This window comes from Pseudomonas sp. B707 (genome assembly GCF_022496685.1).
GTDB lineage: Bacteria > Pseudomonadota > Gammaproteobacteria > Pseudomonadales > Pseudomonadaceae > Aquipseudomonas > Aquipseudomonas paraglycinae.
Genome location: NZ_WTVE01000035.1, coordinates 336,439 through 360,894 on the forward strand (window position 1 = coordinate 336,439; position 24,456 = coordinate 360,894).

26 protein-coding genes are annotated in these 24,456 nt (G+C 61.8%); 3 read left to right on the forward strand and 23 right to left on the reverse strand.

Annotation, left to right across the window (positions count from 1 at the left end; all coding sequences use genetic code 11):
* Nucleotides 1-20: 20 nt before the first annotated feature.
* From ccmI to ccmA, 9 genes are all read right to left on the reverse strand, one after another.
* Nucleotides 21-1,223 carry a c-type cytochrome biogenesis protein CcmI gene (gene ccmI, locus GQX66_RS26700; protein WP_240872027.1) on the reverse strand — a complete coding sequence of 401 codons (1,203 nt, stop codon included), beginning with the start codon at nt 1,221-1,223 and terminating at the stop codon, nt 21-23.
* Complete coding sequence (locus GQX66_RS26705) at nt 1,220-1,690, reverse strand: cytochrome c-type biogenesis protein (protein ID WP_011333089.1); 471 nt, start codon at nt 1,688-1,690, stop codon at nt 1,220-1,222. The genes ccmI and GQX66_RS26705 overlap by 4 nt, the downstream gene beginning before the upstream one ends.
* Complete coding sequence (locus GQX66_RS26710) at nt 1,687-2,223, reverse strand: DsbE family thiol:disulfide interchange protein (RefSeq protein ID WP_085611514.1); 537 nt, start codon at nt 2,221-2,223, stop codon at nt 1,687-1,689. Before GQX66_RS26710 ends, GQX66_RS26705 begins: the two co-directional genes overlap by 4 nt.
* Nucleotides 2,220-4,208 (reverse strand): heme lyase CcmF/NrfE family subunit, encoded by a 1,989-nt coding sequence (locus GQX66_RS26715; protein ID WP_240872028.1) that lies wholly within the window; start codon nt 4,206-4,208, stop codon nt 2,220-2,222. Before GQX66_RS26715 ends, GQX66_RS26710 begins: the two co-directional genes overlap by 4 nt.
* 3 nt (nt 4,209-4,211) lie before the next feature.
* On the reverse strand, nt 4,212-4,667 hold the full coding sequence (gene ccmE, locus GQX66_RS26720; RefSeq protein WP_011333086.1) for a cytochrome c maturation protein CcmE: 456 nt from the start codon (nt 4,665-4,667) through the stop codon (nt 4,212-4,214).
* Complete coding sequence (gene ccmD, locus GQX66_RS26725; RefSeq protein ID WP_003222944.1) at nt 4,664-4,840, reverse strand: heme exporter protein CcmD; 177 nt, start codon at nt 4,838-4,840, stop codon at nt 4,664-4,666. The genes ccmE and ccmD overlap by 4 nt, the downstream gene beginning before the upstream one ends.
* Nucleotides 4,837-5,592 carry a heme ABC transporter permease gene (gene ccmC, locus GQX66_RS26730; protein ID WP_102686055.1) on the reverse strand — a complete coding sequence of 252 codons (756 nt, stop codon included), beginning with the start codon at nt 5,590-5,592 and terminating at the stop codon, nt 4,837-4,839. The genes ccmD and ccmC overlap by 4 nt, the downstream gene beginning before the upstream one ends.
* Before the next feature lie 78 nt (nt 5,593-5,670).
* Complete coding sequence (gene ccmB, locus GQX66_RS26735; protein WP_011333083.1) at nt 5,671-6,339, reverse strand: heme exporter protein CcmB; 669 nt, start codon at nt 6,337-6,339, stop codon at nt 5,671-5,673.
* The gene (gene ccmA / locus GQX66_RS26740; RefSeq protein ID WP_240872029.1) at nt 6,336-6,971 is read right to left on the reverse strand and encodes a cytochrome c biogenesis heme-transporting ATPase CcmA; all 636 of its coding nucleotides are present in this window, start codon (nt 6,969-6,971) and stop codon (nt 6,336-6,338) included. The genes ccmB and ccmA overlap by 4 nt, the downstream gene beginning before the upstream one ends.
* Nucleotides 6,972-7,168: 197 nt before the next feature.
* Here ccmA and GQX66_RS26745 point away from each other — a divergent pair, with 197 nt between their 5' ends.
* Together GQX66_RS26745 and GQX66_RS26750 are read left to right on the forward strand one after the other, a co-directional pair.
* Complete coding sequence (locus GQX66_RS26745) at nt 7,169-8,743, forward strand: flagellar hook-length control protein FliK (RefSeq protein ID WP_085747096.1); 1,575 nt, start codon at nt 7,169-7,171, stop codon at nt 8,741-8,743.
* Nucleotides 8,740-9,069 carry an EscU/YscU/HrcU family type III secretion system export apparatus switch protein gene (locus GQX66_RS26750; protein ID WP_007959228.1) on the forward strand — a complete coding sequence of 110 codons (330 nt, stop codon included), beginning with the start codon at nt 8,740-8,742 and terminating at the stop codon, nt 9,067-9,069. The genes GQX66_RS26745 and GQX66_RS26750 overlap by 4 nt, the downstream gene beginning before the upstream one ends.
* Before the next feature lie 56 nt (nt 9,070-9,125).
* Here GQX66_RS26750 and GQX66_RS26755 read toward each other — a convergent pair whose 3' ends face one another.
* The 14 genes from GQX66_RS26755 to flhA form a co-directional block, all read right to left on the reverse strand.
* Entirely contained in the window at nt 9,126-9,521 is a 396-nt protein-coding gene (locus GQX66_RS26755; protein WP_007959226.1) for a DUF2802 domain-containing protein, read from the reverse strand.
* Nucleotides 9,522-10,007: a chemotaxis protein CheW gene (locus tag GQX66_RS26760; RefSeq protein WP_007959223.1), complete on the reverse strand. Its 486-nt coding sequence runs from the start codon at nt 10,005-10,007 to the stop codon at nt 9,522-9,524.
* Between the two features lie 73 nt (nt 10,008-10,080).
* Nucleotides 10,081-11,034: a CheW domain-containing protein gene (locus tag GQX66_RS26765; protein ID WP_085747098.1), complete on the reverse strand. Its 954-nt coding sequence runs from the start codon at nt 11,032-11,034 to the stop codon at nt 10,081-10,083.
* A 2-nt stretch (nt 11,035-11,036) separates the two neighbouring features.
* A complete protein-coding gene (locus tag GQX66_RS26770; protein WP_007959220.1) occupies nt 11,037-11,825 on the reverse strand; it encodes a ParA family protein in 789 nt (262 codons plus the stop codon).
* 43 nt (nt 11,826-11,868) lie between these two features.
* Nucleotides 11,869-12,759 (reverse strand): flagellar motor protein MotD, encoded by an 891-nt coding sequence (motD, locus tag GQX66_RS26775; protein ID WP_007959218.1) that lies wholly within the window; start codon nt 12,757-12,759, stop codon nt 11,869-11,871.
* Between the two features lie 12 nt (nt 12,760-12,771).
* The gene (locus tag GQX66_RS26780) at nt 12,772-13,512 is read right to left on the reverse strand and encodes a flagellar motor protein (protein ID WP_064600715.1); all 741 of its coding nucleotides are present in this window, start codon (nt 13,510-13,512) and stop codon (nt 12,772-12,774) included.
* Entirely contained in the window at nt 13,512-14,648 is a 1,137-nt protein-coding gene (locus GQX66_RS26785; RefSeq protein ID WP_240872030.1) for a chemotaxis response regulator protein-glutamate methylesterase, read from the reverse strand. The genes GQX66_RS26780 and GQX66_RS26785 overlap by 1 nt, the downstream gene beginning before the upstream one ends.
* Nucleotides 14,649-14,697: 49 nt before the next feature.
* Nucleotides 14,698-16,968 carry a chemotaxis protein CheA gene (locus GQX66_RS26790; protein ID WP_240872031.1) on the reverse strand — a complete coding sequence of 757 codons (2,271 nt, stop codon included), beginning with the start codon at nt 16,966-16,968 and terminating at the stop codon, nt 14,698-14,700.
* Nucleotides 16,969-17,007: 39 nt separating this feature from the next.
* Nucleotides 17,008-17,796 (reverse strand): protein phosphatase CheZ, encoded by a 789-nt coding sequence (locus tag GQX66_RS26795; RefSeq protein ID WP_085605803.1) that lies wholly within the window; start codon nt 17,794-17,796, stop codon nt 17,008-17,010.
* A gap of 18 nt (nt 17,797-17,814) precedes the next feature.
* The gene (locus GQX66_RS26800) at nt 17,815-18,186 is read right to left on the reverse strand and encodes a chemotaxis response regulator CheY (RefSeq protein ID WP_003183998.1); all 372 of its coding nucleotides are present in this window, start codon (nt 18,184-18,186) and stop codon (nt 17,815-17,817) included.
* 167 nt (nt 18,187-18,353) lie between these two features.
* Nucleotides 18,354-19,094 carry an RNA polymerase sigma factor FliA gene (gene fliA / locus GQX66_RS26805; protein ID WP_011333070.1) on the reverse strand — a complete coding sequence of 247 codons (741 nt, stop codon included), beginning with the start codon at nt 19,092-19,094 and terminating at the stop codon, nt 18,354-18,356.
* Entirely contained in the window at nt 19,091-19,921 is an 831-nt protein-coding gene (gene fleN, locus GQX66_RS26810; protein ID WP_003222917.1) for a flagellar synthesis regulator FleN, read from the reverse strand. Before fleN ends, fliA begins: the two co-directional genes overlap by 4 nt.
* A gap of 113 nt (nt 19,922-20,034) precedes the next feature.
* Nucleotides 20,035-21,375, reverse strand: a complete 1,341-nt coding sequence (gene flhF, locus GQX66_RS26815; RefSeq protein WP_085605801.1) for a flagellar biosynthesis protein FlhF — start codon at nt 21,373-21,375, stop codon at nt 20,035-20,037.
* Nucleotides 21,376-21,386: 11 nt separating this feature from the next.
* Nucleotides 21,387-23,516: a flagellar biosynthesis protein FlhA gene (gene flhA / locus GQX66_RS26820; protein WP_085747103.1), complete on the reverse strand. Its 2,130-nt coding sequence runs from the start codon at nt 23,514-23,516 to the stop codon at nt 21,387-21,389.
* A 526-nt stretch (nt 23,517-24,042) separates the two neighbouring features.
* Here flhA and GQX66_RS26825 point away from each other — a divergent pair.
* On the forward strand, nt 24,043-24,417 hold the full coding sequence (locus GQX66_RS26825) for a DUF6124 family protein (protein WP_240872032.1): 375 nt from the start codon (nt 24,043-24,045) through the stop codon (nt 24,415-24,417).
* Nucleotides 24,418-24,456 lie beyond the last annotated feature (39 nt).

A 24,456-nucleotide genomic window follows, 5' to 3' on the forward strand; every position in this document is an offset into this window, starting at 1 on the left:
TACTTTCCTGTTGGTTCCGGCTATTTGTCCGGGCTGTCGATGGTCAGTGTCTGCGGCGCGGTGGTGCTGCTGGCCAGAGGCCCGCTGCGACCGACCCACTCACCGGCGGTCGGCTCACCGGCACGGGAGATGCGCGCAACCAGTTGGACTTCGGGGAAGTTCGACAGTTTCAATTGCGGCATCATCGCGTCGGCATCGCCCAGTTCGACAGTCACCGGCAGATCGGCGACGGTCAGGCGCTTGGCTGCCAGCGGTGCCGGCGGGCCCGAGGTGGCGCGGGCAAAAATGAACACGCTGTCACCCGGTTGCACCTTGGCTTTGAGCTCGCTGGCCAGATCCACACGCACTTTCAACAACGCCGCCGCTCTCGCTGCTGGCGCCGAGGCGACCTTGCCACCGCTGGCCTGCAGCTTTTCGGTGGCGCGGGTGATGCCGCCCTGCAGGGCCTCGCGGGATTTGTCCTGTGGCGGCAGTTGCGCCAGCAGACGGTTCCAGTAGTCGATGGCTTCCTGATAACGCTCGCCTTCGAACGCGGCGATGCCCAACAGGCCGAGGCTGGTGACTTCCTTCGGATCGGCTTTCAGCGCTTCGTCGGTCAGGGCCTGAACCTTGTCCGACCATTTTTTGTTGTCGGCAAAGTACTGGGCCTGCGCCCACTGGCCGAGCAGTTCCGGCTGGCGACCGGCGAGATTGACGGCACGTTCGAACATCTTCGCCGCGTCCGCCGGGCGATCCTGAGCCATGTAGGTACGACCGAGGAAATACACGCCTTCAGCCGAATCCGGTTGTGCGGCAACTGCGCGCTCCAGACGCTGGGTCATCTCTTCCATCGACTGCGGCGCCTGGGCGAACTCCCGGGTCAGCTCGACCTTGTCGCTCGCGCCAAAATGCAGATACAGACCCAGGCCCAACACCGGCACCAGCACGGCTGCCAGCAATGGAAGTGGTTTACCCAAACGCGAAACCCGCGCCGGCGCCACGCCTTCGGTGTCGGCCAGCAGTTCCCGGGCCGCTTCGGCACGGCCGCTGTCCATTTGCGCAGCATCGAGGACGCCTTCGGCCTGCTGCGATTGCAGTTCGGCGACGCGTTCCTGATACAGCGCGACGTTGAGAGCGGTTCGATCCTCTTCACGCTGGGCGCGACGTTCACGCAGGACGGGGATCAGCAGGAAACTCAGGGCGACCAGAAGCAACAGCCCTGCGGCAAGCCAGAAATCAATCATTCTTGGTTTTTATCCAACAGTTGGTCGAGGCGCTGACGCTCTTCAGGGGACAGCGATTGCGGCGTCTCGGCGCGCTGCCCGCGACGGCGGCGGACGATCACCGCGATCACCACGAAGCCACCCAGCAACAGGCCGGCCGGGCCGAACCAGAGCAAAGCGGTCTTGGCATTGAGCGCCGGTTTGTAGCGGACGAAATCACCGTAGCGGTCGACCATGAAGTCGATGATCTGCTGATTGTCCTTGCCCTCGCCGAGCATGCGGAAAATCTCTTTGCGCAGGTCGGCGGCAATCGGTGCATTGGAGTCGGCGATGTCCTGGTTCTGGCACTTGGGGCAGCGCAGTTCCTTGGTCAGCTCGCGGAAACGCTCGCGATCGCCTTCTTTGGCGAACTCGTAGGTGTCGATGGCGGCGTGGGCCACACCGGCCAGGCTCAAGCCCAACACCATGGCAGCTAAAAAGCGCTTCATGGCTTGGCCTCGTCGACCAGCGCCTGATACTTGGCCGCCAGTTTTTCCCGCCAGACCTGCTCATCGATCACGCCGACGTACTTGTCGCGGATGATGCCCTTGGCGTCGATGAAGAAGGTTTCCGGCGCACCGTAGACACCCAGGTTCAGGCCCAGCGAGCCTTCGTCGTCGCGGATGTCCAGTTGATACGGATTGTGGAACTCGGCCAGCCACTTCAACGCATCGGCGTTGGTGTCCTTGTAGTTGATCCCGTAGATCACCACGCCGCGCTCGGCGAGTTTGTTCAGCACCGGGTGCTCGACCCGGCAGGAAATGCACCAGGTGCCCCAGACGTTGACCAGTGCCGGTTTGCCGAGAATGTCGGCGCGGGTCAGGGTCTTGTCGCCCTGCACCGCCGGCAGCGAAAACTCCGGGAACGGCTTGTTGATCATCGCCGACGGCAGCTCCGCCGGATCCAGATACAGACCGCGATAAAGGAATACGGCCACCAGCAGGAAAATCGCCAATGGCACCAGCATCAACCAACGTCTCATGCAGCGGCTCCTTCCATGCCCAGCGCTTCACGCACGCGGGCTTTGACCTTGACCCGGTAACGCCGATCCAGCGCCGCCAGCAGACCACCGAAACCGGTCAGCAGACCGCCGAACCAGATCCAGCGCACAAACGGTTTCACATGCACCCGCACCGCCCAGGCGCCACCGCCCAGCGGTTCGCCCAGGGCGACGTAGAGGTCGCGGGTGAAACCGGCGTCGATCCCGGCCTCGGTCATCACCGAGTTCTGCACGGTGTACAGACGTTTTTCCGGGTGCAGCACGCTGACTTCCTGACCGTTGCGAATCACCCGGACGGTGCCCTTGTCGGAGGTGAAGTTCGGGCCTTCGAAGTGCTTGGCGCCTTCAAACACGAACTGATAACCGGCCAGATCCATTGATTCGCCCGGTGCCAGACGCAGGTCACGTTCGGCACTGTTCTGGCTCGACAACACCACGCCCAGCGCGCAGACGGCGATCCCGAGGTGGGCGATCTGCATGCCCCAGTAACTGCGGGTCAGGGTCGGCAGGCCTTTGATCAGACCTTTGTGGCGGGTCTTGTCGAATATGTCGCGCACGCCGGCCAGCAACACCCAGGCCGCGAGCAGGAACGTCGCGATGACGGCCCAGTTGAAATCGCCGTAAGCGACACCGGCCACCACCGCCAGGGCAACGCTGCCCAGCAGCACCGGGGTCAGCATGCTGACCAGCCATTTCACCGGAGTGTCTTTCCAGCGCACGATCACGCCGACCGCCATCACCAACATCAACAGCGCCATCAACGGAATGAACAACGCGTTGAAGTACGGCGGGCCGACCGACAGCTTGGCGCCGCTGATCGCGTCGAGAATCAGCGGATACAGGGTGCCGAGCAGGATCATCGACGCGGCCACCACCAGCACCAGGTTGTTACCCAGCAGCAGGGTTTCCCGCGACCACAGATTGAAGCCGACCTGGCTCTTGACCACTGGCGCACGCAACGCAAACAACGTCAGCGAACCGCCCACCACAAACAGCAGGAAGATCAGGATGAACACGCCACGCTCAGGATCCGAAGCAAACGCGTGCACCGAGGTCAGCACGCCGGAACGCACGAGGAACGTCCCGAGCAGGCTGAGGGAGAACGCGGCAATCGCCAGCAACACCGTCCAGCTTTTGAACACGCCGCGTTTCTCGGTGACCGCCAGCGAGTGAATCAGCGCCGTGCCCACCAGCCATGGCATGAAGGAGGCGTTCTCCACCGGGTCCCAGAACCACCAGCCGCCCCAGCCAAGTTCGTAATAGGCCCACCAAGAACCGAGGGTGATGCCGATGCCGAGGAAGGCCCACGCAACGATGGTCCACGGACGCGACCAGCGTGCCCACGCCGCATCGAGACGACCGCCGAGCAACGCGGCGATGGCAAAAGCAAACGCCACCGAGAAACCGACGTAACCCATGTACAGCATCGGCGGATGGACGATCAGGCCGATGTCCTGCAGCAACGGATTGAGGTCACGACCGTCGGCCGGGATCTGCGGCAGGATCCGCGAAAACGGGTTCGAGGTCAGAATCAGGAACAGCAGAAAACCAGTGCTGATCATGCCCATCACCGCCAGCACGCGAGCGAGCATCACTTGCGGCAGTTGCCGGGAGAACACCGACACGGCGAAGGTCCAGCCGCCAAGGATCAACGCCCACAGCAGCAGCGACCCTTCGTGGGCGCCCCACACCGCGCTGAACTTGTAGTACCACGGCAGCGCGCTGTTGGAGTTCATCGCGACGTAAGCCACGGAGAAATCGTCGGTCATGAAGGCGTGGGTCAGGCAACCGAAGGCAAACAGCAAAAACGCGAACTGCCCCCACGCCGCCGGTTGGGCGAGGCCCATCCACAGACGATCGCCGCGCCAGGCACCGAGCAACGGCACCACGGCCTGCACCAGCGCAAAACACAGCGCGAGGATCATGGCCAGATGGCCTAACTCAGGAATGAAAATGCTGGATGTCATCGATCAACCCTCCTTCGCAGGGGTTGGCGCGGATTGGCCGCTGTCCTTCAGGGCTTTGGTCACTTCCGGCGGCATGTATTTCTCGTCGTGCTTGGCCAGTACTTCGTCGGCGACCACCACGCCATCGGCGTTGAGCTTGCCGAGCGCAACGATGCCCTGCCCTTCGCGGAACAGGTCCGGCAGGATCCCGCGATAGGTGATGGTCACGGATTTGTTGAAGTCGGTGACCACGAATTTGACGTCCAGCGAATCCGTGGAACGCTGCAGCGAACCCTTCTCGACCATGCCGCCGGCGCGGATGCGGGTGTCCTGCGGCGCTTCGCCGTTGGCGATCTGGGTCGGGGTGTAAAACAGGTTGATGTTCTGCTGCAGGGCGCTCAGGGCCAGGCCGACGGCAGCGCCGACCCCGACCAGAATTGCCAGGATGATGATCAGTCGCTTTTTACGCAGCGGATTCACTTGCCGTTCTCCCGGCGCAGACGACGCGCCTCTTGTTGCAGATAACGCTTGCGGGCCGCGATCGGCGCCACCACGTTGAGGATCAGTACCGCCAGACAGATGCCGTAGGCCGACCAGACATACAGGCCGTGATGGCCCATGGCGAGGAAGTCGCCGAATGACGCGAAACTCATCGAGCGGCCTCCAGGCTGTTCTGCACTTCTTCTTTCACCCAACTGGCGCGGGCTTCGCGCTTGAGCACTTCAAGGCGCATGCGCAGCAACAGCACGGCGCCGAAGAAACAGTAGAAACCCAGCACCGTCAGCAGCAGCGGCAGCCACATCTCGACGGGCATCGCCGGTTTTTCGGTGAGGGTGAAGGTCGCGCCCTGGTGCAGGGTGTTCCACCACTCCACCGAGTATTTGATGATCGGAATGTTGATCACGCCGACGATGGCCAGCACCGCGCAGGCCTTGGCGGCGCTGTCGCGGTTGCTGATGGCGTTGCCCAGCGCGATCACGCCGAAATACAGGAACAGCAGAATCAGCATCGAGGTCAGACGCGCGTCCCAGACCCACCACGAACCCCAGGTCGGCTTGCCCCAGATCGCCCCGGTGACCAGCGCTACGGCGGTCATCCACGCACCGATCGGTGCGGCGCACTGCAGGGCGACATCGGCCAGTTTCATCTTCCACACCAGCCCGACCACACCGCACACCGCCAGCATCACGTAGATCGACTGAGCGAGCATCGCGGCGGGTACGTGGATATAGATGATGCGAAAGCTGTTGCCTTGCTGATAGTCCGGCGGCGCGAAGGCCAGGCCCCAGATGACGCCAACGCAGATCAGCAACAACGCGGCGAGGCTCAACCACGGCAGCAACTTGCTGCTGATGCCGTAGAACCACTTGGGCGAGCCGAGCTTGTGAAACCAGGTCCAGTTCATACTGTTTCCATCACGGGTGCCGCTCATCGGTGTGAGCAGTCTCAGGGTCTTTGCTGGTTAAATTTTAACCAGACCTCATTATTCGCCGACGCTGATCTTCAGGCCAGCCGCTATTGCAAAAGGTGTCAGGGTTATCGCCAGGGCGGTCAGGCTGCCAAGCCACAACAGATAACCAAGCGCCGGCATGCCCTGCAATGCCGCCTGCAAGGCGCCACTGCCGAGGATCAACACCGGGATGTACAACGGCAGAATCAGCAGCGCCAGCAACAGGCCACCACGTTTCAGACCGACCGTCAGCGCCGCGCCCACCGCGCCGAGCAAGCTCAGCACCGGTGTTCCCAGCAGCAACGAAAGCAGCAAAACCGGCAGACACGCAGCCGGCAACCCGAGCATCAACGCCAGTAACGGCGAGAGCAAAACCAGTGCCAGCCCGGAAAAAAGCCAGTGTGCCAGCACCTTGGCCAATACCAGAAGTGGCAGGGGGTGCGGCGAAAGGACCCACTGTTCAAGGGAGCCATCTTCGAAATCACTGCGGAAAAGCCCGTCCAGCGAGAGCAGGACCGACAAAAGTGCCGCCACCCAGACTAACCCCGGGGACAAGTTTTGCAATACTTGAGTTTCCGGTCCGACGGCCAGCGGGAACAGCGCGATGACGATGGCGAAGAAAATCAGCGGATTGGCCAGCTCCGCCGGGCGACGGAACAGCAGTCGGGATTCACGGGCAACCAGCAGGCCGAACACACTCATACCGCCCAATTCCCCAGATCGATGTCGCGATAACCGGCCGGCATCCGGCTCAGCGTATGGTGCGTGGTGAGCACCACCAGCCCTCCCCGTTCGCAGTGCCCGGCCAGGTGTTCTTCAAGCTGTGCCACGCCCTGTTTGTCGAGGGCGGTGAACGGTTCGTCGAGAATCCACAACGGCGGGCTGTCCAGATACAAACGCGCCAATGCCACGCGGCGCTGCTGGCCGGCGGACAGACTGTGGCAGGGAACATCCTCGAAACCGCGCAATCCAACCGCCGCCAGGGCCTGCCAGATCGCGTCGCGTTCGGCGGGTTGATGCAGGGCGCAGAGCCAGGCGAGGTTTTCTTCCGGCGTGAGCAGATCCTTGATCCCGGCGGCATGGCCGATCCACAGCAGGTTGCGCGCCAGCTCACTGCGTTGCTCGCTCAGCGGCTTGCCGTTGAGCAGTACCTGACCGTCGGTCGGCTGCATCAAACCGGCCAGCAAACGCAGCAGGCTGGTCTTGCCGCTGCCGTTGGGGCCGCTGATCTGCACCATATCGCCACTGGCCAGTCTCAATTCGAGATTGTCGAAGAGCAGTCTGAGATCACGTTCACACGCGAGGGCAACGGTTTGCAGGACAGGACTGGTCAAGGGTTCACGGGCCTTATACGGTTCAAGTCGGCTCTGGCGCGGCCGTTAAAGAGTTGCAGCATAGATGCATTGACGGCTCGATCTAGAGAGCTGCGTCAAACAATTGCAATGTTTTCGCCACTCCTGGAACGACGGGCGGCATTATACATGTCGCCATCCTCTCTCCAGAGTGCATTTTCCTCAGGTTGTGTCCGCGTATGACAGGCGAAATGAACATCCTCCCGCTCCCGCCCACCACCCCGGCGACCGTTCGCCCGCAGGTGGGTGAGCTGCTGAAGTTGCTGACGCCGGTCGACGGGCTGATTGCCGCCGGCCAGAGCGCCAAGGCCGAGGTGTTGTCGCTCAAGCAGGCGGATCAGACCTTTCAGTTGCTGCTCAAGGTGACGCTGGACAGCGGCCGTCAGACCACCGTGCAGGCGACCAGCAATCTGCCGCTGCCTCAGGGCACCAGCCTGGCGATCACCCAGCCGTCGGCGGGCAATCTGGCGATCACCGTGCAACAGGCCATCGCCAGCAGCGTCGCCACCCTCACCCGCATCGACACCGCGCAACTGCCGGTCGGCACGCTGCTACAAGGCAAGGTGCTGACGGCTCAGGTCTTGCCGCAGGTGCCGGGGCAACCGACGGTGTATCGCTCGATGGTCAGCCTGCTCAACACCGCGTTGAGCGGCACCACCCTGAGCATCGACAGCCCGCAACCGTTGCGTATCGGCACCTTGCTGTCGGCGCTGGTGCAGGACTCGCAAACCCTGAAGTTCCTGCCGCTGAGCAATCGCCAGGAACAACTGGCGGTCAGCCAGCAACTGGTCAGTCAGCAAAGCCGTCAGGGCTCGCTCGACGGCTTGCTGAAAATGCTCCAGAGCCTGCCCCCCGCCACCGACCAGACCTCCCAGGATTTGCGTGCCGCCGTGGACAAACTGCTCGCCAACCTGCCGGACGTGCAGCAACTGAGCACCCCAAAAGGTCTGGCCCAGGCGCTGGCCAACAGCGGCGTGTTCCTCGAAACCAAACTGCTGACCGGACAGAACCCGACGCTGGCCCCGGACATGAAAGCCGATCTGCTCAAGCTGATCGCCCAGCTCACACCCGGCCTGCCCGGCAATACCAACCTGAATGCGATCATCGCCGCCAACACGTTGGCCCAGGCGCTGCCGAGCTTTGTGCGCAACGCCCTGGGCATGCTCGGTCAGGTCAGTGCGAAGCCGGTGCCGAGCAGTTTTCCGCTGCCCGACCGGCTGCTGCAAAGTCTGGAAGGTGAAGGCGATCTGGAACATTTACTGCGCCTCGCCGCAGCCGCCGTGTCGCGCTTGCAAAGTCATCAGCTGTCGAGTCTGGAACAGACCGGCGTCACCGATGACGGTCGTCTGCTCAGCACCTGGCAACTGGAAATCCCGATGCGCAACCTGCAGGACATCGTGCCGTTGCAGGTCAAGTTCCAGCGCGAAGAAGCACCGGAGAAACAGGAAGCGAACGAGCAGCGCCGCGATGAGCGCGAGCCGAAACAACAACTGTGGCGCGTCGATCTGGCGTTCGACATGGAACCGCTGGGGCCGATGCAGATTCAGGCGCAATTGATCAGCGGCAGCCTGTCCAGTCAGCTATGGGCCGAGCGGCCGTACACCGCGAGCCTGATCGAAAGCAATCTGACTGCACTGCGCCAGCGCCTGCTGGATTCCGGGCTGAACGTCGGCGACATCGACTGCCACCTCGGCACCCCGCCGCAAGGCATCCAAACCCGCCTCGAACACCGCTGGGTCGACGAAACCGCATGAATGACACCACCGCTCCACGCCAGGCCATCGCCCTCAAATACGACGGCAGCCACGCCCCGACCCTCACCGCCAAGGGCGACGAAGAACTGGCCGAAGAAATCCTGCGGATCGCCCGCGACTGTGAAGTGCCGATCTACGAAAACGCCGAACTGGTGAAGTTGCTGGCGCGGATGGAACTGGGCGACAGCATCCCCGAAGAGCTGTACCGCACGATCGCCGAGATCATCGCGTTCGCCTGGAACCTCAAGGGCAAGTTCCCGGCGGGACACAACCCGGATGCACCGATGGTCGAGAAAGACGTCACCGAACGCGGCGACGATTACTGAAGGCAAAAAAAACGCAGTCATCGATGACTGCGTTTTTTCGTTCCCACCTGAGGCTTTTAGCTGCTTCTGTGCAGCTTGCGCATCAACTCCGCCTCAGCCTGGGTCAACCCGCAGGACTGGGTCAGCTCATCGACACTCGCGCCCATCCCCACCAGTTTCGCCGCCTGGGCGAATGACAGGCTGGATGGATCACGCTGCTCGAGCTGGGCGAGTTTGTCCGGGATCGGACCGACGACCGAGCGCAGCTCGTGCAGGGCTTCGCCCATGCGCACGTTGCCGTTCTGGTAATCGTCGACACGCTTGGCCAGGTCCTTGATGCGCTGATCACGCAGCGCATCGCCCTGGGCCTGTTGCGCAGCGATCACCCGCTGCGCCTTGATGTACGCCAGAAACATCGCCAGCGTGCCTGCCCAGAACAGGAACAGGACAATGACCGCTACCTCGAGAATCAATCAGATGTTCTCCAGTTCCGACCATTCTTCTTCGCTCATCATCTTGTCCAGCTCGACCAGGATCAGCAACTCGTTGTTCTTGTTGCACACGCCCTGGATGAACTTGGCCGACTCTTCGTTACCGACGTTCGGTGCGGTTTCGATTTCCGACTGACGCAGGTAAACCACTTCGGCCACGCTGTCGACCATGATGCCAACCACTTGCTTGTCGGCTTCGATGATGACGATACGGGTGTTGTCGCTGATCTCACCGCTCATCAGGCCGAAGCGCTGACGGGTATCGATCACGGTCACCACGTTGCCGCGCAGGTTGATGATGCCCAGCACGTAGCTTGGCGCACCCGGAACCGGAGCGATCTCGGTGTAGCGCAGGACTTCCTGAACGCGCATCACGTTGATGCCGTAGGTTTCGTTGTCCAGCTTGAAGGTCACCCATTGCAGGATCGGATCTTCGGAACCCTTTGCCGCCGTAGCCTTGTCGTTCATACCCTAGCCCCTCGAAAAACCGCGCCTGGCGGTGTGTGTTTCGTTCGCCGGCATTTGAATGCCGGTACTGTCTTTATGTCGGTTTGTGGTTCGGCTTACTGCCGGACATGTGCTTTGCCCCACCGCTGGCGATCAACTCGGCCAGTGCGGAAACATCGAGCAAGGCGCACATGTGTTCAATCACCGTGCCGGCAAGCCATGGCCGCTGACCCCGGTGACTTCTCCATTTGATTTCATTCGGGTCCAGACGCAACGAGCGACTGACCTGATGCACCGCCAGGCCCCACTCGTAACCCTGCACCGAAATCACGTATTGCAGGCCCTGACGGAAATCATCGCGGTAGCGATCCGGCATGACCCAGCGTGCGGTGTCCAGCACCTTCAGGTTGCCGGCCTGGCTCGGCAGAATCCCGAGGAACCATTCCGGCTGACCGAACAGCGGCGTCAGCTCATGGCCGGCCAGCGAATAGATCGAGCCCAGGCACACCAGCGGCACGGCCAGGGTCAACCCGGCGACGTCGAACAGCAGGCATTCGAACGCTTCCGAAGCCCAGGCTGGACGACCGTCGGTTTCTACCGGTGGCGGCGTGTTGCTGGGCGGCAGATGCACTTCCACCAGCGGCGCAACCAGGGTTGGTTCGACCGGGGCTGGCGCAGGTGCTTCAGATTCTGGCTCTGGGACTACGGGAGCCGGAGGCGTTTGCAGAAGCTGGGTTTGCAGCAGCGGCGCCAGGGTCGATACCACGCGCACCGGCTCAGGCTCTTTGATCAACGTCGCAGGCGCCTTCGCTACCACAGCGGCAGGCGCTGCAACGGGGGCGATCGGCCGGGCGGCTTTTTGCGCATCCCGGGCCTGCTCTTCAAGCACGGCGGCCTGGAATTCATCGAGCGCCGCGGCGGTCTCGACCACCTCGACCGGGGCTGCGATTTGCTGCTCGACCTCGTCCGGCACTTCCTGCAGCAAGCCGTCCAGATAGGACTGCAGCGCCAGTTGCGGCTTCGACGTCAGCTTGATCGGCCGATTCATGCTCAAGCCACCTGCGGAACGAGTTGCTGCGCCAGCAGATGCTTGAGCAGCGCGCGGTAAGCCAGCACGCCACGGCTCTTGCCGTCGAACTGCGAAGGGGTGACACCGGCACGACTGGCGTCGCGCAGACGGGTATCGACCGGGATGTAACCCTGCCATATCTCGTCGGGGAATTTGTCACGCAGCACGCGCAAGGTGCCCATCGACGCCTGAGTGCGGCGGTCGAACAGGGTCGGCACGATGCTGAACGGCAGCGCCTGTTTGCGCGAGCGGTTGATCATCGCCAGGGTATTGACCATACGCTCCAGGCCTTTGACGGCCAGGTGCTCGGTCTGCACCGGGATCACCAGTTGCTGGCTCGCGGCCAGGGCGTTGACCATCAACACGCCGAGCAACGGCGGGCTGTCGATGATCGCGTAATCGAAGTCCTGCCACAGCTGCGCCAGACTCTTGGCGATCACCAGACCCAGGCCACTCTGCCCCGGCGACTGGCGCTCGAGGGTGGCCAGCGCGGTGCTCGACGGCAACAGGGAAATGCGTTCATCGCTGGTCGACAGCAGCAGCTGGCCCGGCAGGCCTTGCGGCACGCTGCCCTTGTGCAGAAACAGGTCGTAGTTGCTGTGTTCCAGGCTGTCGGGGTCGTAACCGAAATAGCTGGTCATCGAGCCGTGCGGGTCGAGATCGACCACGACCACGCGCTTGCCCGCCTCTGCCAGCAAACCGGCTAAAGCGATGGAAGAAGTGGTTTTACCAACACCACCCTTTTGATTGGCGACTGCCCAGACTCTCATTCAGATCGTTCCTCCCGGCCGGTATACTCGGCCGAGACATGGTTCAGCGTATTAATGCGGGCGACGGAGAATTGACGGCACTCTCGCGTCCCGGCGTCTTGACCGGGGTCGGTGCAGTTTGTGTGCCAGCACGCTTCAACGCGGCATCCGGTTGCGCATGGGCGGTTCCGGTGCCGGTCAGGCTGCGGCGCACATCAAGATTGCGCGACACCACCAGCACCACACGACGGTTCTTCGCCCGGCCTTCGGCGGTGGCGTTGTTGGCCACCGGCTGGAATTCGCCGTAGCCCACCGACGCCATGCGGCCAGGGTTGACACCCTGCATCGCCAGCATGCGCACGATGCTCGCCGAACGCGCCGAGGACAGTTCCCAGTTGGTCGGGTACTGCGCCGTGCGGATCGGTTGATCGTCGGTGAAGCCTTCGACGTGGATCGGGTTGTCGAACGGTTTGAGAATCGCTGCGACCTTGTCGATGATGTTGAACGCGATATCGCTGGGCATCGCATCACCGCTGCCGAACAACAGGCTGGAGTTGAGTTCGATCTCGACCCACAGCTCGTTGCCGCGCACGGTCATCTGGTTCGAGGAGATCAGGTCGCCGAACGCGGCGCTGATGTCATCGGCGATGCTTTTCAGCGGATCGCTGGCCCCGGCGATGCCGGCGTCGACCTGTTCGGCGTCCTTGACCAGCGGCTTGGCCGGGGTCACGGTCTTCGGTCGTTCTTCACCGATCGGGATCGGCTTGAGCGCGCGGTCGGAGTCGGTGAAGACCCCGATCAGCGCTTCGGAGATGATCTTGTACTTGCCTTCGTTGATCGACGAGATGGAGTACATCACCACGAAAAAGGCAAAGAGCAAGGTGATGAAGTCGGCGTAGGAAACCAGCCAACGTTCATGGTTTACGTGCTCTTCATGCTGGCGACGACGTGCCATGAGGTTAGTCCCTTAATCCATGAAGCCCTGAAGCTTCAACTCGATGGAGCGTGGGTTTTCACCTTCAGCGATCGACAAGATCCCTTCCAACAACATTTCGCGATAACGCGACTGTCGCAACGCGATTGACTTGAGCTTGGCGGCCACCGGCAACAGGATCAGGTTGGCACTGGCTACACCGTAGATGGTAGCGACGAACGCGACCGCAATACCGTTGCCCAGTTGCGACGGATCGGCCAGGTTGCCCATCACGTGGATCAGGCCCATCACCGCACCGATGATGCCGATGGTCGGCGCGTAGCCGCCCATGCTTTCAAACACTTTGGCCGCTTCGACGTCGCGAGCTTCCTGAGTGTAGAAATCCACTTCGAGGATGCTGCGGATCGCTTCCGGCTCGGCGCCGTCGACCAGCAGTTGCAGGCCCTTGCGCGAATAGGCATCAGGCTCGGCATCCGCCACGCCTTCCAGACCCAGCAGGCCTTCCTTGCGCGCGGTGAGGCTCCAGTTGACCACGCGGTCGATGCCGCCGGCCAGGTCCACACGCGGCGGAAAAAAGATCCAGGCCAGAATCTGCATGGCGCGCTTGAACGCGCTCATCGGCGATTGCAGCAGCGCGGCACCGACGGTGCCACCGAGCACGATCAGCGCCGCCGGGCCGTTGGCCAGCGCGCCGAGGTGACCACCTTCCAGGTAGTTGCCGCCGATGATGGCGACGAACGCCATGATGATCCCGATAAGGCTTAGAACATCCATCAGACGCATGCCTCGACGATGTGCTTGCCGATATCGTCCAGGCTGTACACCGCGTCGGCGAGGTCAGCTTTGACGATGGCCATCGGCATGCCGTAGATCACGCAACTGGCTTCGTCCTGAGCCCAGACCGTGCTGCCACCCTGCTTGAGCAGGCGTGCGCCTTCACGGCCGTCGGCGCCCATGCCGGTCAGTACCACCGCCAGAACTTTGTCACTGTAGGATTTGGCTGCAGAACCGAAGGTGATGTCCACGCACGGCTTGTAGTTCAGACGCTCGTCGCCCGGCAGGATTTTCACCGCGCCACGGCCATCGATCATCATCTGCTTGCCACCCGGCGCCAGCAGCGCCAGGCCCGGACGCAGGATGTCGCCATCCTCGGCTTCCTTGACGCTGATGCGGCACAGCTTGTCCAGACGTTCGGCGAAGGCCTTGGTGAAGGCTGCCGGCATGTGCTGGATCAGCACGATCGGTGCCGGGAAGTTGGCCGGCAACTGGGTCAGAACCCGTTGCAGCGCTACCGGGCCGCCGGTCGATGTACCAATCGCCACAAGCTTGTAGTTTTTGCGTTTCGGGGCCGGCGACGAAGCGCTGGCCGCTGGCGCGCGAGTCGGTGCAGGCGCAGGTGCCGGACGGGCCGGAACGCTGTGGCTGCCAAAGCTCGACGGCGCCGCTGCCGGAGTCGGCGCAGGTGCAGGTGCCGCAGCAGGCGCCGGCGCACTGTAGGCACTGAAACGACGGTTGCTGCGCGAGATGCTGTGAACCTTCTCGCACAGCAGTTGCTTGACCTTCTCCGGATTGCGGGAGATGTCTTCGAAATTCTTCGGCAGGAAATCCACCGCGCCGGCATCCAGCGCATCCAGGGTGACCCGGGCGCCTTCGTGCGTCAGCGAGGAGAACATCAACACCGGGGTCGGGCAGCGCTGCATGATGTGCCGCACGGCCGTGATGCCATCCATCATCGGCATCTCGTAGTCCATGGTGATCACGTCCGGCTTGAGGGCCAGGGCCTGATCGATCGCCTCTTTACCGTTGGTTGCCGTGCCGACAACCTGGATGCTCGGATCCGCTGAAAGAATTTCCGAGACGCGGCGGCGGAAAAAACCCGAATCGTCCACCACCAGGACTTTGACTGCCATAATCACTCCATTAGGTGCGGCGGGACGTTGTCGCCCCGCCGCCCCGGATTCAAATACGCCGTGCGGCGTAACGCTTGAGCATGCTCGGAACATCGAGAATCAGTGCAATGCGGCCGTCACCGGTGATGGTGGCGCCGGACATGCCCGGAGTTCCCTGGAGCATCTTGCCCAATGGCTTGATGACCACTTCTTCCTGGCCGACCAGTTGATCGACGACGAAGCCGATCCGCTGGGTGCCCACCGAAAGGATCACCACATGGCCTTCGCGCTGCTCTTCGTGAGCGGCGGAGCTGACCAGCCAGCGCTTGAGGTAGAACAATGGCAGCGCCTTGTCCCGCACGATCACCACTTCCTGGCCGTCCACCACGTTGGTGGTCGACAGGTCGAGGTGGAAGATTTCGTTGACGTTCACCAGCGGGAACGCGAACGCCTGGTTGCCGAGCATCACCATCAGGGTCGGCATGATCGCCAGCGTCAGCGGCACCTTGATGACGATCTTCGAGCCCTGGCCCTTGGTCGAGTAGATGTTGATCGAACCGTTGAGCTGGGAAATCTTGGTCTTCACCACGTCCATGCCGACACCGCGGCCGGACACGTCGGAGATCTCGGTCTTGGTCGAGAAACCCGGGGCGAAAATCAGGTTGTAGCACTCGGTGTCGCTCAGGCGATCGGCGGCATCCTTGTCCATCACACCGCGTTTCACGGCGATGGCGCGCAGGACGTTCGGGTCCATGCCTTTGCCGTCGTCGGAGATCGACAGCAGGATGTGGTCGCCTTCCTGCTCGGCCGCCAGGATCACCTTGCCGCCACGGGCCTTGCCCGAGGCTTCGCGTTCTTCCGGCGACTCGATGCCGTGGTCGACCGCGTTGCGCACCAAGTGGACCAGCGGGTCGGCCAGTGCCTCGACGAGGTTCTTGTCGAGGTCGGTCTCTTCGCCCACCAGTTCCAGGTTGATCTCTTTCTTGAGCTGGCGTGCCAGGTCGCGAACCAGACGCGGGAAGCGGCCGAAGACTTTCTTGATCGGCTGCATCCGGGTCTTCATGACCGCGGTCTGCAAGTCGGCGGTAACCACGTCGAGGTTCGACACGGCCTTCTGCATCGACTCGTCGCCGCTGTTCAGGCCCAGGCGCACCAGACGGTTACGCACCAGTACCAGCTCGCCGACCATGTTCATGATTTCGTCGAGACGTGCGGTGTCCACACGCACGGTGGTCTCGGCTTCGCTCGCCGGTTTTTCCGGTGGCGGCGTCGCCGGTGCACGGGCCGGAGCCGGTGCAGCAGCGGCGGCTGGCTTGGCCGGTTCGGCTTTCGGCTCCGGCGCTTTTGCAGCAGGTTTTGCCGCAGCGGCCGGGGCCTTCGCAGCAGGCGTTGCAACAGCAGAAGAACTGCCGGCAGTCACGACAGCACCGGTGGCGACGTCAGTGAACTTGCCTTTGCCATGCAGATCGTCGAGCAGCGATTCGAACTCGTGATCGCTGATCAGATCGCTACCGGCCGCAGCCGCTGCCGGAGCAGCCGTTGCAGGAACCGAAGCAATAGCCGACTCCAGTGCATCGACAGCAAAGTTGCCCTTGCCGTGCAACTGATCGAGCAAGGCCTCGAATTCGTCGTCGGTGATGTCCGAGCTGTCGCCCGCTGCCGGAGCAGCAGGTGCAGCGGCCGCCGGAGCTACGGCGTCGGCCGCGAACTGGCCTTTGCCATGCAACTGGTCGAGCAGCGACTCGAACTCGGCGTCGGTGATTTCATCGCTGGCCGCTTCGGTGGAAGCAGGTGCAGCGGCAGCCGCCGGGGCTTCGGCTTCGGCCTTGACGGCGTTCAGCGAGTCCAGCAACTGTTCAAATTCGTTATCGGTGATGTCGCCCGAATCGCCTTCGACGACCAGTTCTTCGATCATCTCGGCAACCGGCGAAGCCGGGGCTTCATCCGCCGATTGCGGTTCGGCCAGACGCGCCAGGGCGGCCAGCAGTTCCGGGGTGGCGGCGGTGATCGGGCTGCGATCGCGGACTTCGCTGAACATGCTGTTCACCGCGTCCAGCGCTTCGAGCACCACGTCCATCAGTTCTGCATCGACGCGTCGTTCACCCTTGCGCAGGATGTCGAACACGTTTTCGGCGATGTGACAGCACTCCACCAGCTCGTTGAGCTGAAGGAAGCCGGCGCCCCCTTTTACAGTGTGGAAACCGCGAAAAATTGCGTTGAGCAGATCTGCGTCATCCGGGCGGCTTTCCAGCTCGACCAGTTGTTCGGACAGTTGCTCAAGAATCTCGCCGGCCTCAACCAGGAAATCCTGAAGGATCTCTTCATCGGCGCCGAAGCTCATTAATGGGGTGCTCCTACAGGTCTAAAAACCCAAAAAAACTCAAAATCCAAGGCTGGATAGCAAATCGTCCACATCGTCCTGACCGGACACAACGTCTTCTCGTTTATCGGCATGAATCTGCGGACCTTCACCCTGCGAGAGATGTTTTTGTGGATCTTTTTCAGCAAGCATCGCCGCACGGTCATGTTCGATGCCCGCAAAGCGGTCCACCTGGCTGGCCATGAGCACGAGCTTGAGCAGGTTGCTTTCGACTTCGGTGACCAATTGGGTCACGCGCTTGATCACCTGACCGGTGAGGTCCTGGTAATCCTGGGCGAGCAGAATGTCGTTCAGATTGCTCGACACCGCGCGGTTGTCCGCGCTGCTGCGTGCCAGAAAACCGTCGACCCGGCGCGCCAGTTCACGGAACTCTTCAGCCCCGACCTCACGGCGCATGAAGCGGCTCCAATCGGCGCTCAAGGCCTGGGCTTCGTCAGCCAGGCCATTGACCACAGGGGTCGCGCTTTCCACCAGATCCATGGTGCGGTTGGCGGCAGCTTCGGTCAGTTTGACCACGTAGCCCAGGCGCTCGGTAGCGTCGGTGATTTGCGACACTTCCTCAGCCTGTGGCATGTGCGGATCGATCTGGAAATTGACGATCGCACTGTGCAGTTCACGCGTGAGCTTGCCCACTTCCTGGTACAGGCCACGGTCACGGGTCTGATTGAGCTCATGGATCAGTTGCACAGCGTCGCCGAACTTGCCTTTTTCAAGGCTCTCGACCAGTTCGACCGCGTGTTTTTTCAGGGTCGACTCAAAATCGCCCTGTGAAGATTCGTTATGCTCCATAGCTCCCCCGCGCGTTCATCAGCCGATGCGTTCGAAAATCTTCTCGATTTTTTCTTTCAACGCCTGGGCCGTGAAAGGTTTGACCACGTAGCCGTTAACGCCGGCCTGGGCCGCTTCGATGATCTGCTCGCGCTTGGCTTCAGCGGTCACCATCAGCACTGGCAGGTGCTTGAGCTTTTCATCGGCACGCACGTGGCGCAGCAGGTCGATACCGGTCATGCCGGGCATGTTCCAGTCCGTTACCAGAAAGTCGATGCTGCCGCTGTTGAGCACCGGAATGGCAGTGGTGCCATCGTCGGCTTCAACGGTATTGGTGAACCCCAGATCACGCAACAGGTTCTTGATGATCCGCCGCATCGTTGAGAAGTCATCAACGATGAGGATTTTCATGTCTTTGTTCAATTCGACCTCCAAGCAGTCTTAAACGCGCCCAGCACCTGGACGCGCCATTTCAATCAATCCGGCAAAACACTCGATGACTGTCTGGAGCACAACAGATCGAGACCGGTGCCGTTCACCACCGCACCAGCCTCGTTCGCAGTGTCCCCACACTGCCTTCAGCGCGCTCGCCACTCCCCCAAACGCCCCCGCAAGCGGGCCGCGCACTGGCTGTGTAACTGGCTGACCCGCGATTCACTGACGCCAAGGACTTCACCGATCTCCTTGAGGTTCAGCTCTTCGTCGTAGTACAGCGCCAACACCAGTCGCTCACGCTCCGGCAAATTGGCAATCGCGTCCGCCAGCGCGGCCTGGAAACGTTCGTCTTCCAGATCGCGCGACGGCTCCAGATGAGCACTGGCGCCATCCTCGTGCAGCCCTTCGTGTTCGCCGTCCTGCAACAGGTCGTCGAAACTGAACAGCCGGCTGCCCAGGGTGTCGTTCAAAATCCCGTAGTAATCGTCGAGACTCAATTGGAGTTCGGCCGCAACTTCGTGATCTTTAGCGTCACGGCCGGTTTTAGCTTCAATCGAGCGAATCGCGTCGCTGACCATACGGGTATTGCGGTGAACCGAGCGCGGTGCCCAATCCCCTTTTCGGACTTCATCGAGCATCGCACCACGGATCCGGATGCCCGCGTACGTTTCAAAACTGGCGCCCTTGCTGGCGTCGTATTTGGTCGAGACTTCGAGCAGGCCGATCATCCCGGCCTGGATCAGGTCTTCGACCTGCACACTGGCCGGCAATCGCGCCAGCAAGTGGTAGGCGATGCGTTTGACCAGTGGCGCGTAACGCTCGATCAGCTCGTACTGCGCGTCACGCGCCGACTTCTTGTAGAAATTCATACCGCTGGCGGTCATAGCACAGGTCCTGCCGTTTGCTGCACGAGGCGCTCGACGAAAAATTCGAGGTGGCCGCGCGGGTTGGCGGGCAGCGGCCAGGTGTCGACCTTCTGTGCGATCGCCTTGAACGCCAGTGCGCACTTGGAACGCGGGAAGGCTTCATAGACCGCACGCTGCTTCTGCACCGCCTTGCGCACGCTTTCGTCGTAGGGCACCGCGCCGACGTATTGTAGGGCGACGTCGAGGAAGCGATCCGTGACCTTGGTCAACTTGGCGAACAGATTGCGACCTTCCTGCGGGCTCTGGGCCATGTTGGCCAGGACGCGGAAGCGGTTCATGCCGTAATCGCGGTTCAGCAGTTTGATCAGCGCGTAGGCGTCGGTGATCGAGGTCGGCTCGTCACAGACCACCAGCAACACTTCTTGCGCAGCGCGAACAAAACTGACTACCGAGTCACCAATACCCGCAGCGGTGTCGATCACCAGTACGTCGAGGTTGTCGCCGATGTCGCTGAACGCCTGAATCAGGCCGGCATGCTGGGCCGGGCTCAGGTGAACCATGCTCTGGGTGCCGGAAGCGGCCGGCACGATGCGGATTCCGCCGGGGCCTTGCAACAGCACGTCGCGCAGCTCGCAGCGGCCTTCGATCACGTCGGCCAGGGTGCGTTTGGGTGTGAGGCCCAGCAGAACGTCGACGTTCGCCAGCCCCAGGTCGGCGTCCAGCAGCATGACCCGACGGCCAAGCTCTGCCAGCGCCAAGGACAAGTTCACTGACACATTAGTCTTGCCGACGCCACCTTTGCCGCCGGTCACCGCGATCACCTGTACGGGATGCATGCTGCCCATGTTATTTCTTTACCTTGTCTTGCATAGACGGAGGCCACATTACTGGCTGCGCGTTCACAACCGGAACAATGCATGGCAGACCATCGATGTAGGTACAAAAACGGTTCATTACCTCAGCCAACCTGCTTGGTCGGACTGTGGTAGATATCAGCGAACATGTCAGCCATGGCTTCTTCGCTGGGTTCTTCCTGCATTTGCACACTGACGGCGCGGCTGACCAGTTGATGACGGCGCGGCAGATGCAGATCATCCGGAATACGCGGCCCATCGGTCAGGTAGGCGACCGGCAGTTCGTGACTGATCGCCAGGCTCAGCACTTCGCCAAGGCTGGCCGTCTCATCCAGTTTAGTCAGGATGCAGCCGGCCAGCCCGCAACGCTTGTAACTGTGATAAGCGGCGGTTAGAACCTGTTTCTGGCTGGTGGTTGCCAGGACCAGATAATTTTTTGAGCGAATGCCACGACCGGCCAGACTTTCCAGCTGCATGCGCAGGGCCGGATCGCTGGCTTGCAGGCCGGCGGTATCGATCAGCACCACGCGTTTGCGCAGCAGTGGATCCAGCGCCTGCACCAGGGACTGGCCCGGATCGACGTGAGTCACCGACACATTGAGGATGCGACCCAGAGTCTTGAGCTGCTCCTGCGCGCCGATACGGAAACTGTCCATGCTCACCAGCGCGATGTTCTGCGCGCCGTACTTGAGCACGTAGCGGGCGGCCAGTTTGGCCAGGGTGGTGGTCTTGCCCATGCCGGCCGGGCCGACCATCGCAATCACCCCACCTTCTTCCAGCGGCTCGACTTCCGGCACGGCAATCATCCGCGCCAGGTGCGCCAGCAGCATGCGCCAGGCCTGACGCGGTTCGTCGATCTCGGTGATCATCGACAGCAGATCCCGGGACAGCGGGCCGGACAGACCGATGCGTTGCAGACGACGGTACAGATTGGCTTGGGCCGGACGGCTGCCTTGCAGTTGGTTCCAGGCCAGGGTGCCGAGTTGCACTTCCATCAGCTCGCGCAGGCTGTTGAGTTCGAAACGCATCGAGTCCAGAGCACGCGGGTCGACGCCAGCGGAAACCGGTGCAGGCGCTGGTGCCGGACGGGCCGGAGCTTCGTAGGTCGGTTCGGTCAGCGGCTCGGCAGCGGTCAGTGGCAGGCCGGCCGTCAACGGCAGCCCGGCGAACAGCTGGCGATTGGTGTTGCCGTCGGCTTCGCCACGCAGGCTCAGTTCGGCCTGGGCGGTAACGATGCGCGACTGGGTCTTGCGCAGCTCATCCTCGAGTTCCATGTTCGGAACACGCGGGGCCAGCGCCGACAGTTTGTAATCGAGCGCCGCCGTCAGCTCGACGCCGCCGGCGATGCGGCGGTTGCCAATGATGGCGGCATCAGCGCCCAGCTCATCACGAACCAGCTTCATGGCCTGACGCATATCGGCGGCGAAAAAACGCTTAACTTGCATAAACCACTACCTCAGCCGTTGGGCCCTACTGTCGCAACGATGGTCACTTGCTTGTTGTCCGGAATTTCCTGGTAGGCCAGCACATGCAGTCCGGGAACTGCCAGGCGACCAAAGCGCGAGAGCATCGCGCGTACCGGGCCTGCTACCAACAGGATCACCGGCTGACCTTGCATTTCCTGGCGCTGCGCCGCTTCGATCAGCGAACGCTGCAGCTTCTCGGCCATGCTCGGCTCCAGCAGAACGCCCTCTTCCGAGCCTTGTCCTGCCTTCTGCAGACTATTGAGCAATATTTGTTCCAACCTTGGCTCCAGCGTGATAACTGGCAGCTCCGACTCAGTCCCTACAATGCTTTGGACGATGGCGCGGGATACGCCGACCCGCACAGCGGCCACCAAAGCGGCGGTATCTTGACTCTTGGCGGCATTGTTGGCGATGGCTTCGGCAATGCTGCGGATATCGCGCACCGGCACGTGCTCGGCCAGCAACGCCTGCAACACCTTGAGCAGTTGCGACAGCGTGACCACGCCCGGCACCAGCTCTTCGGCCAGTTTCGGCGAGCTCTTGGCCAGCAATTGCATCAATTGCTGCACTTCTTCGTGGCCGATCAGCTCGCTGGAGTGCTTGTACAGAATCTGGTTCAAGTGGGTCGCAACCACGGTGCTGGCATCGACCACGGTGTAACCGAGCGATTGCGCCTGGGCACGCTGGCTGACCTCGATCCACACCGCCTCCAGGCCGAAAGCCGGATCTTTGGCGGTAATGCCGTTGAGCGTGCCGTAGACCTGCCCCGGGTTGATCGCCAGTTCGCGATCCGGGTAGATCTCGGCCTCGGCCAGGATCACGCCCATCAGGGTCAGGCGATAGGCGCTCGGCGCCAGGTCGAGGTTGTCGCGGATGTGCACGGTCGGCATCAGGAAGCCCAGATCCTGCGAGAGTTTCTTGCGCACGCCCTTGATCCGCGCCAGCAATTGCCCGCCCTGGTTGCGGTCCACCAACGGAATCAGACGGTAGCCGACTTCCAGGCCGATCATGTCGATCGGGGTCACGTCGTCCCAGCCCAGCTCCTTGGTTTCCATGGCGCGGGCTGGCGACGGCAGCAGTTCCTGTTGACGCTTGACCTCTTCCAGCGCGATGACCTTGGCCACGTTCTGCTTCTTCCAGAACAGGTAAGCGCCACCGGCAGCCAGCGCAGCCATGGTCAGGAACGAGAAGTGCGGCATGCCCGGCACCAGGCCCATGACCGCCATCAGACCGGCAGCCACCGCCAGCGCTTTCGGCGAGGCGAACATCTGGCGATTGATCTGCTTGCCCATGTCTTCCGAACCGGAAGCACGGGTCACCATGATCGCTGCAGCTGTAGATAACAACAGTGATGGCAATTGCGCCACTAAACCGTCACCGATGGTCAGCAAGGCGTAAACCTTGCCCGCGTCAGCGAACGTCATGTTGTGCTGGAAGATACCGACGGCCATACCGCCGATCAGGTTGATGAACAGAATCAGCAGACCGGCGATGGCGTCACCGCGTACGAACTTGCTGGCACCGTCCATCGAACCGTAGAACTCGGCCTCTTGGGCCACTTCCTGACGACGGGCCTTGGCCTGGGCCTGGTCGATCAGACCGGCGTTGAGGTCGGCGTCGATCGCCATTTGCTTGCCGGGCATCGCGTCGAGGGTAAAACGCGCGCTCACCTCGGAGATCCGGCCGGCACCCTTGGTCACCACGACGAAGTTGATGATCATCAGGATCGCGAAGACCACGATACCGACCACGTAGTTACCGCCGATCACCACCTCACCGAAGGCCTGGATCACCTTACCGGCGGCGGCGTGGCCGTCCTGACCGTGGAGCATCACCACCCGCGTCGACGCCACGTTCAGCGCCAGTCGCAACAGCGTCGCCACCAGCAGGATGGTCGGGAACACCGCGAAATCCAGCGGCCGCAAGGCGTATACGCAGACCAGCAGCACGACGATCGACAGGGCAATGTTGAAGGTGAAGAACACGTCGAGCAGGAACGGCGGCACCGGCAACATCATCATCGCCAGCATGACCAGCAGCAACAGCGGCACACCCAGATTGCCTCGACTGAGGTCGGCAACATTCGAGCGAGCAGTGTTGAATAACTGAGAGCGATCCACCGGTTTTCCCCGTTCCTTTAAAGCAAACTTTTGACGCCCGAAGCAGGCGCACGGCGGCTACTGCAAGAAGCCTTCCAACTTTTGCCGATGATTGAAACAGAGGGGTTTGGGCGTGGTTTTTCTGCTGGGCGGGATGTTTCCTTCGCAAGAGTTCAGCAAAAAGCGCCTTTTAAACTCAGGTGTTTAAAAGACACCTTCAGACACGCCTTACAGGCTACGAATCCTTGCGTCGTTGCCTACGGCTACGCCAGAATCCGCCGGCTTGTGCGCTGTGGGGTCGGGTTCTATTGTGGATCGGTCGCTGACGAATCAGCGATCGGGTTTAGCGACTCGAACTTTCTCAGCGCATCAGCGTTCATGGCTTCGTTGTGGGACTCTTCGTCCGCAATTACGTTATGGCGGCTGTATGCGGGAGACCTTTGGGTCTACCGGGGTGCCTGAGACCGGTTCGCTAACCTGCGTACAGCTGCCACCTTCACTTGTTTAGCGACAGGCGAGAGTGGCTCCATAACTCAGGAGCTTCACCATGATCAAACCAACACCCAATCCACCCGAAACCGATCCCGCCTCGCCCTACGAATCCGCCGATTCCAGAAAGCTTCACGAAGCCGCCGACCGCGCCCTCGACCACTATCTCTGCCCGCCCGGCTCCACGCCACCACCGCGCAAGACCCGCAGAATGTACGCCGTCACCGCGGACTTCAAAAACGAAGAGCTGCTGGCCGATGCCTGCGAAACGCTGGCTTCCGCCAGAACCATCGTCAATGACTTCACCCACCTCATGCCCGCCTCCCAGCGCAGGACATTGGTGGGTATTGCGCAACTGATCATGCTCGGGGAACTGGCAGTGAATCGGGTGCTGGATAATCTGGAAATACCGCAGTCGCAGACTTCCGTGTAAAGGCTTTAGAGATGTGCAGTGGCGGCTGACGCCTTCGCG

Excerpts from the sequence above, each read along its gene's own strand:
- GQX66_RS26795 (WP_085605803.1), bottom strand. The coding sequence starts at position 17,796 with ATGGAGCATAACGAATCTTCACAGGGCGATTTTGAGTCGACCCTGAAA.
- GQX66_RS26715 (WP_240872028.1), bottom strand. The coding sequence starts at position 4,208 with ATGACATCCAGCATTTTCATTCCTGAGTTAGGCCATCTGGCCATGATC.
- GQX66_RS26710 (WP_085611514.1), bottom strand. The coding sequence starts at position 2,223 with ATGAGACGTTGGTTGATGCTGGTGCCATTGGCGATTTTCCTGCTGGTG.
- GQX66_RS26785 (WP_240872030.1), bottom strand. The coding sequence starts at position 14,648 with ATGGCAGTCAAAGTCCTGGTGGTGGACGATTCGGGTTTTTTCCGCCGC.
- ccmB (WP_011333083.1), bottom strand. The coding sequence starts at position 6,339 with ATGAGTGTGTTCGGCCTGCTGGTTGCCCGTGAATCCCGACTGCTGTTC.
- GQX66_RS26790 (WP_240872031.1), bottom strand. The coding sequence starts at position 16,968 with ATGAGCTTCGGCGCCGATGAAGAGATCCTTCAGGATTTCCTGGTTGAG.
- GQX66_RS26770 (WP_007959220.1), bottom strand. The coding sequence starts at position 11,825 with ATGAGAGTCTGGGCAGTCGCCAATCAAAAGGGTGGTGTTGGTAAAACC.
- ccmD (WP_003222944.1), bottom strand. The coding sequence starts at position 4,840 with ATGAGTTTCGCGTCATTCGGCGACTTCCTCGCCATGGGCCATCACGGC.
- GQX66_RS26705 (WP_011333089.1), bottom strand. The coding sequence starts at position 1,690 with ATGAAGCGCTTTTTAGCTGCCATGGTGTTGGGCTTGAGCCTGGCCGGT.
- GQX66_RS26760 (WP_007959223.1), bottom strand. The coding sequence starts at position 10,007 with ATGAACGACAAGGCTACGGCGGCAAAGGGTTCCGAAGATCCGATCCTG.
- ccmC (WP_102686055.1), bottom strand. The coding sequence starts at position 5,592 with ATGAACTGGACCTGGTTTCACAAGCTCGGCTCGCCCAAGTGGTTCTAC.
- GQX66_RS26750 (WP_007959228.1), top strand. The coding sequence starts at position 8,740 with ATGAATGACACCACCGCTCCACGCCAGGCCATCGCCCTCAAATACGAC.
- GQX66_RS26825 (WP_240872032.1), top strand. The coding sequence starts at position 24,043 with ATGATCAAACCAACACCCAATCCACCCGAAACCGATCCCGCCTCGCCC.
- flhF (WP_085605801.1), bottom strand. The coding sequence starts at position 21,375 with ATGCAAGTTAAGCGTTTTTTCGCCGCCGATATGCGTCAGGCCATGAAG.
- ccmI (WP_240872027.1), bottom strand. The coding sequence starts at position 1,223 with ATGATTGATTTCTGGCTTGCCGCAGGGCTGTTGCTTCTGGTCGCCCTG.
- motD (WP_007959218.1), bottom strand. The coding sequence starts at position 12,759 with ATGGCACGTCGTCGCCAGCATGAAGAGCACGTAAACCATGAACGTTGG.
- fliA (WP_011333070.1), bottom strand. The coding sequence starts at position 19,094 with ATGACCGCCAGCGGTATGAATTTCTACAAGAAGTCGGCGCGTGACGCG.
- GQX66_RS26800 (WP_003183998.1), bottom strand. The coding sequence starts at position 18,186 with ATGAAAATCCTCATCGTTGATGACTTCTCAACGATGCGGCGGATCATC.
- GQX66_RS26745 (WP_085747096.1), top strand. The coding sequence starts at position 7,169 with ATGACAGGCGAAATGAACATCCTCCCGCTCCCGCCCACCACCCCGGCG.
- GQX66_RS26780 (WP_064600715.1), bottom strand. The coding sequence starts at position 13,512 with ATGGATGTTCTAAGCCTTATCGGGATCATCATGGCGTTCGTCGCCATC.
- fleN (WP_003222917.1), bottom strand. The coding sequence starts at position 19,921 with ATGGGCAGCATGCATCCCGTACAGGTGATCGCGGTGACCGGCGGCAAA.
- GQX66_RS26765 (WP_085747098.1), bottom strand. The coding sequence starts at position 11,034 with ATGAATCGGCCGATCAAGCTGACGTCGAAGCCGCAACTGGCGCTGCAG.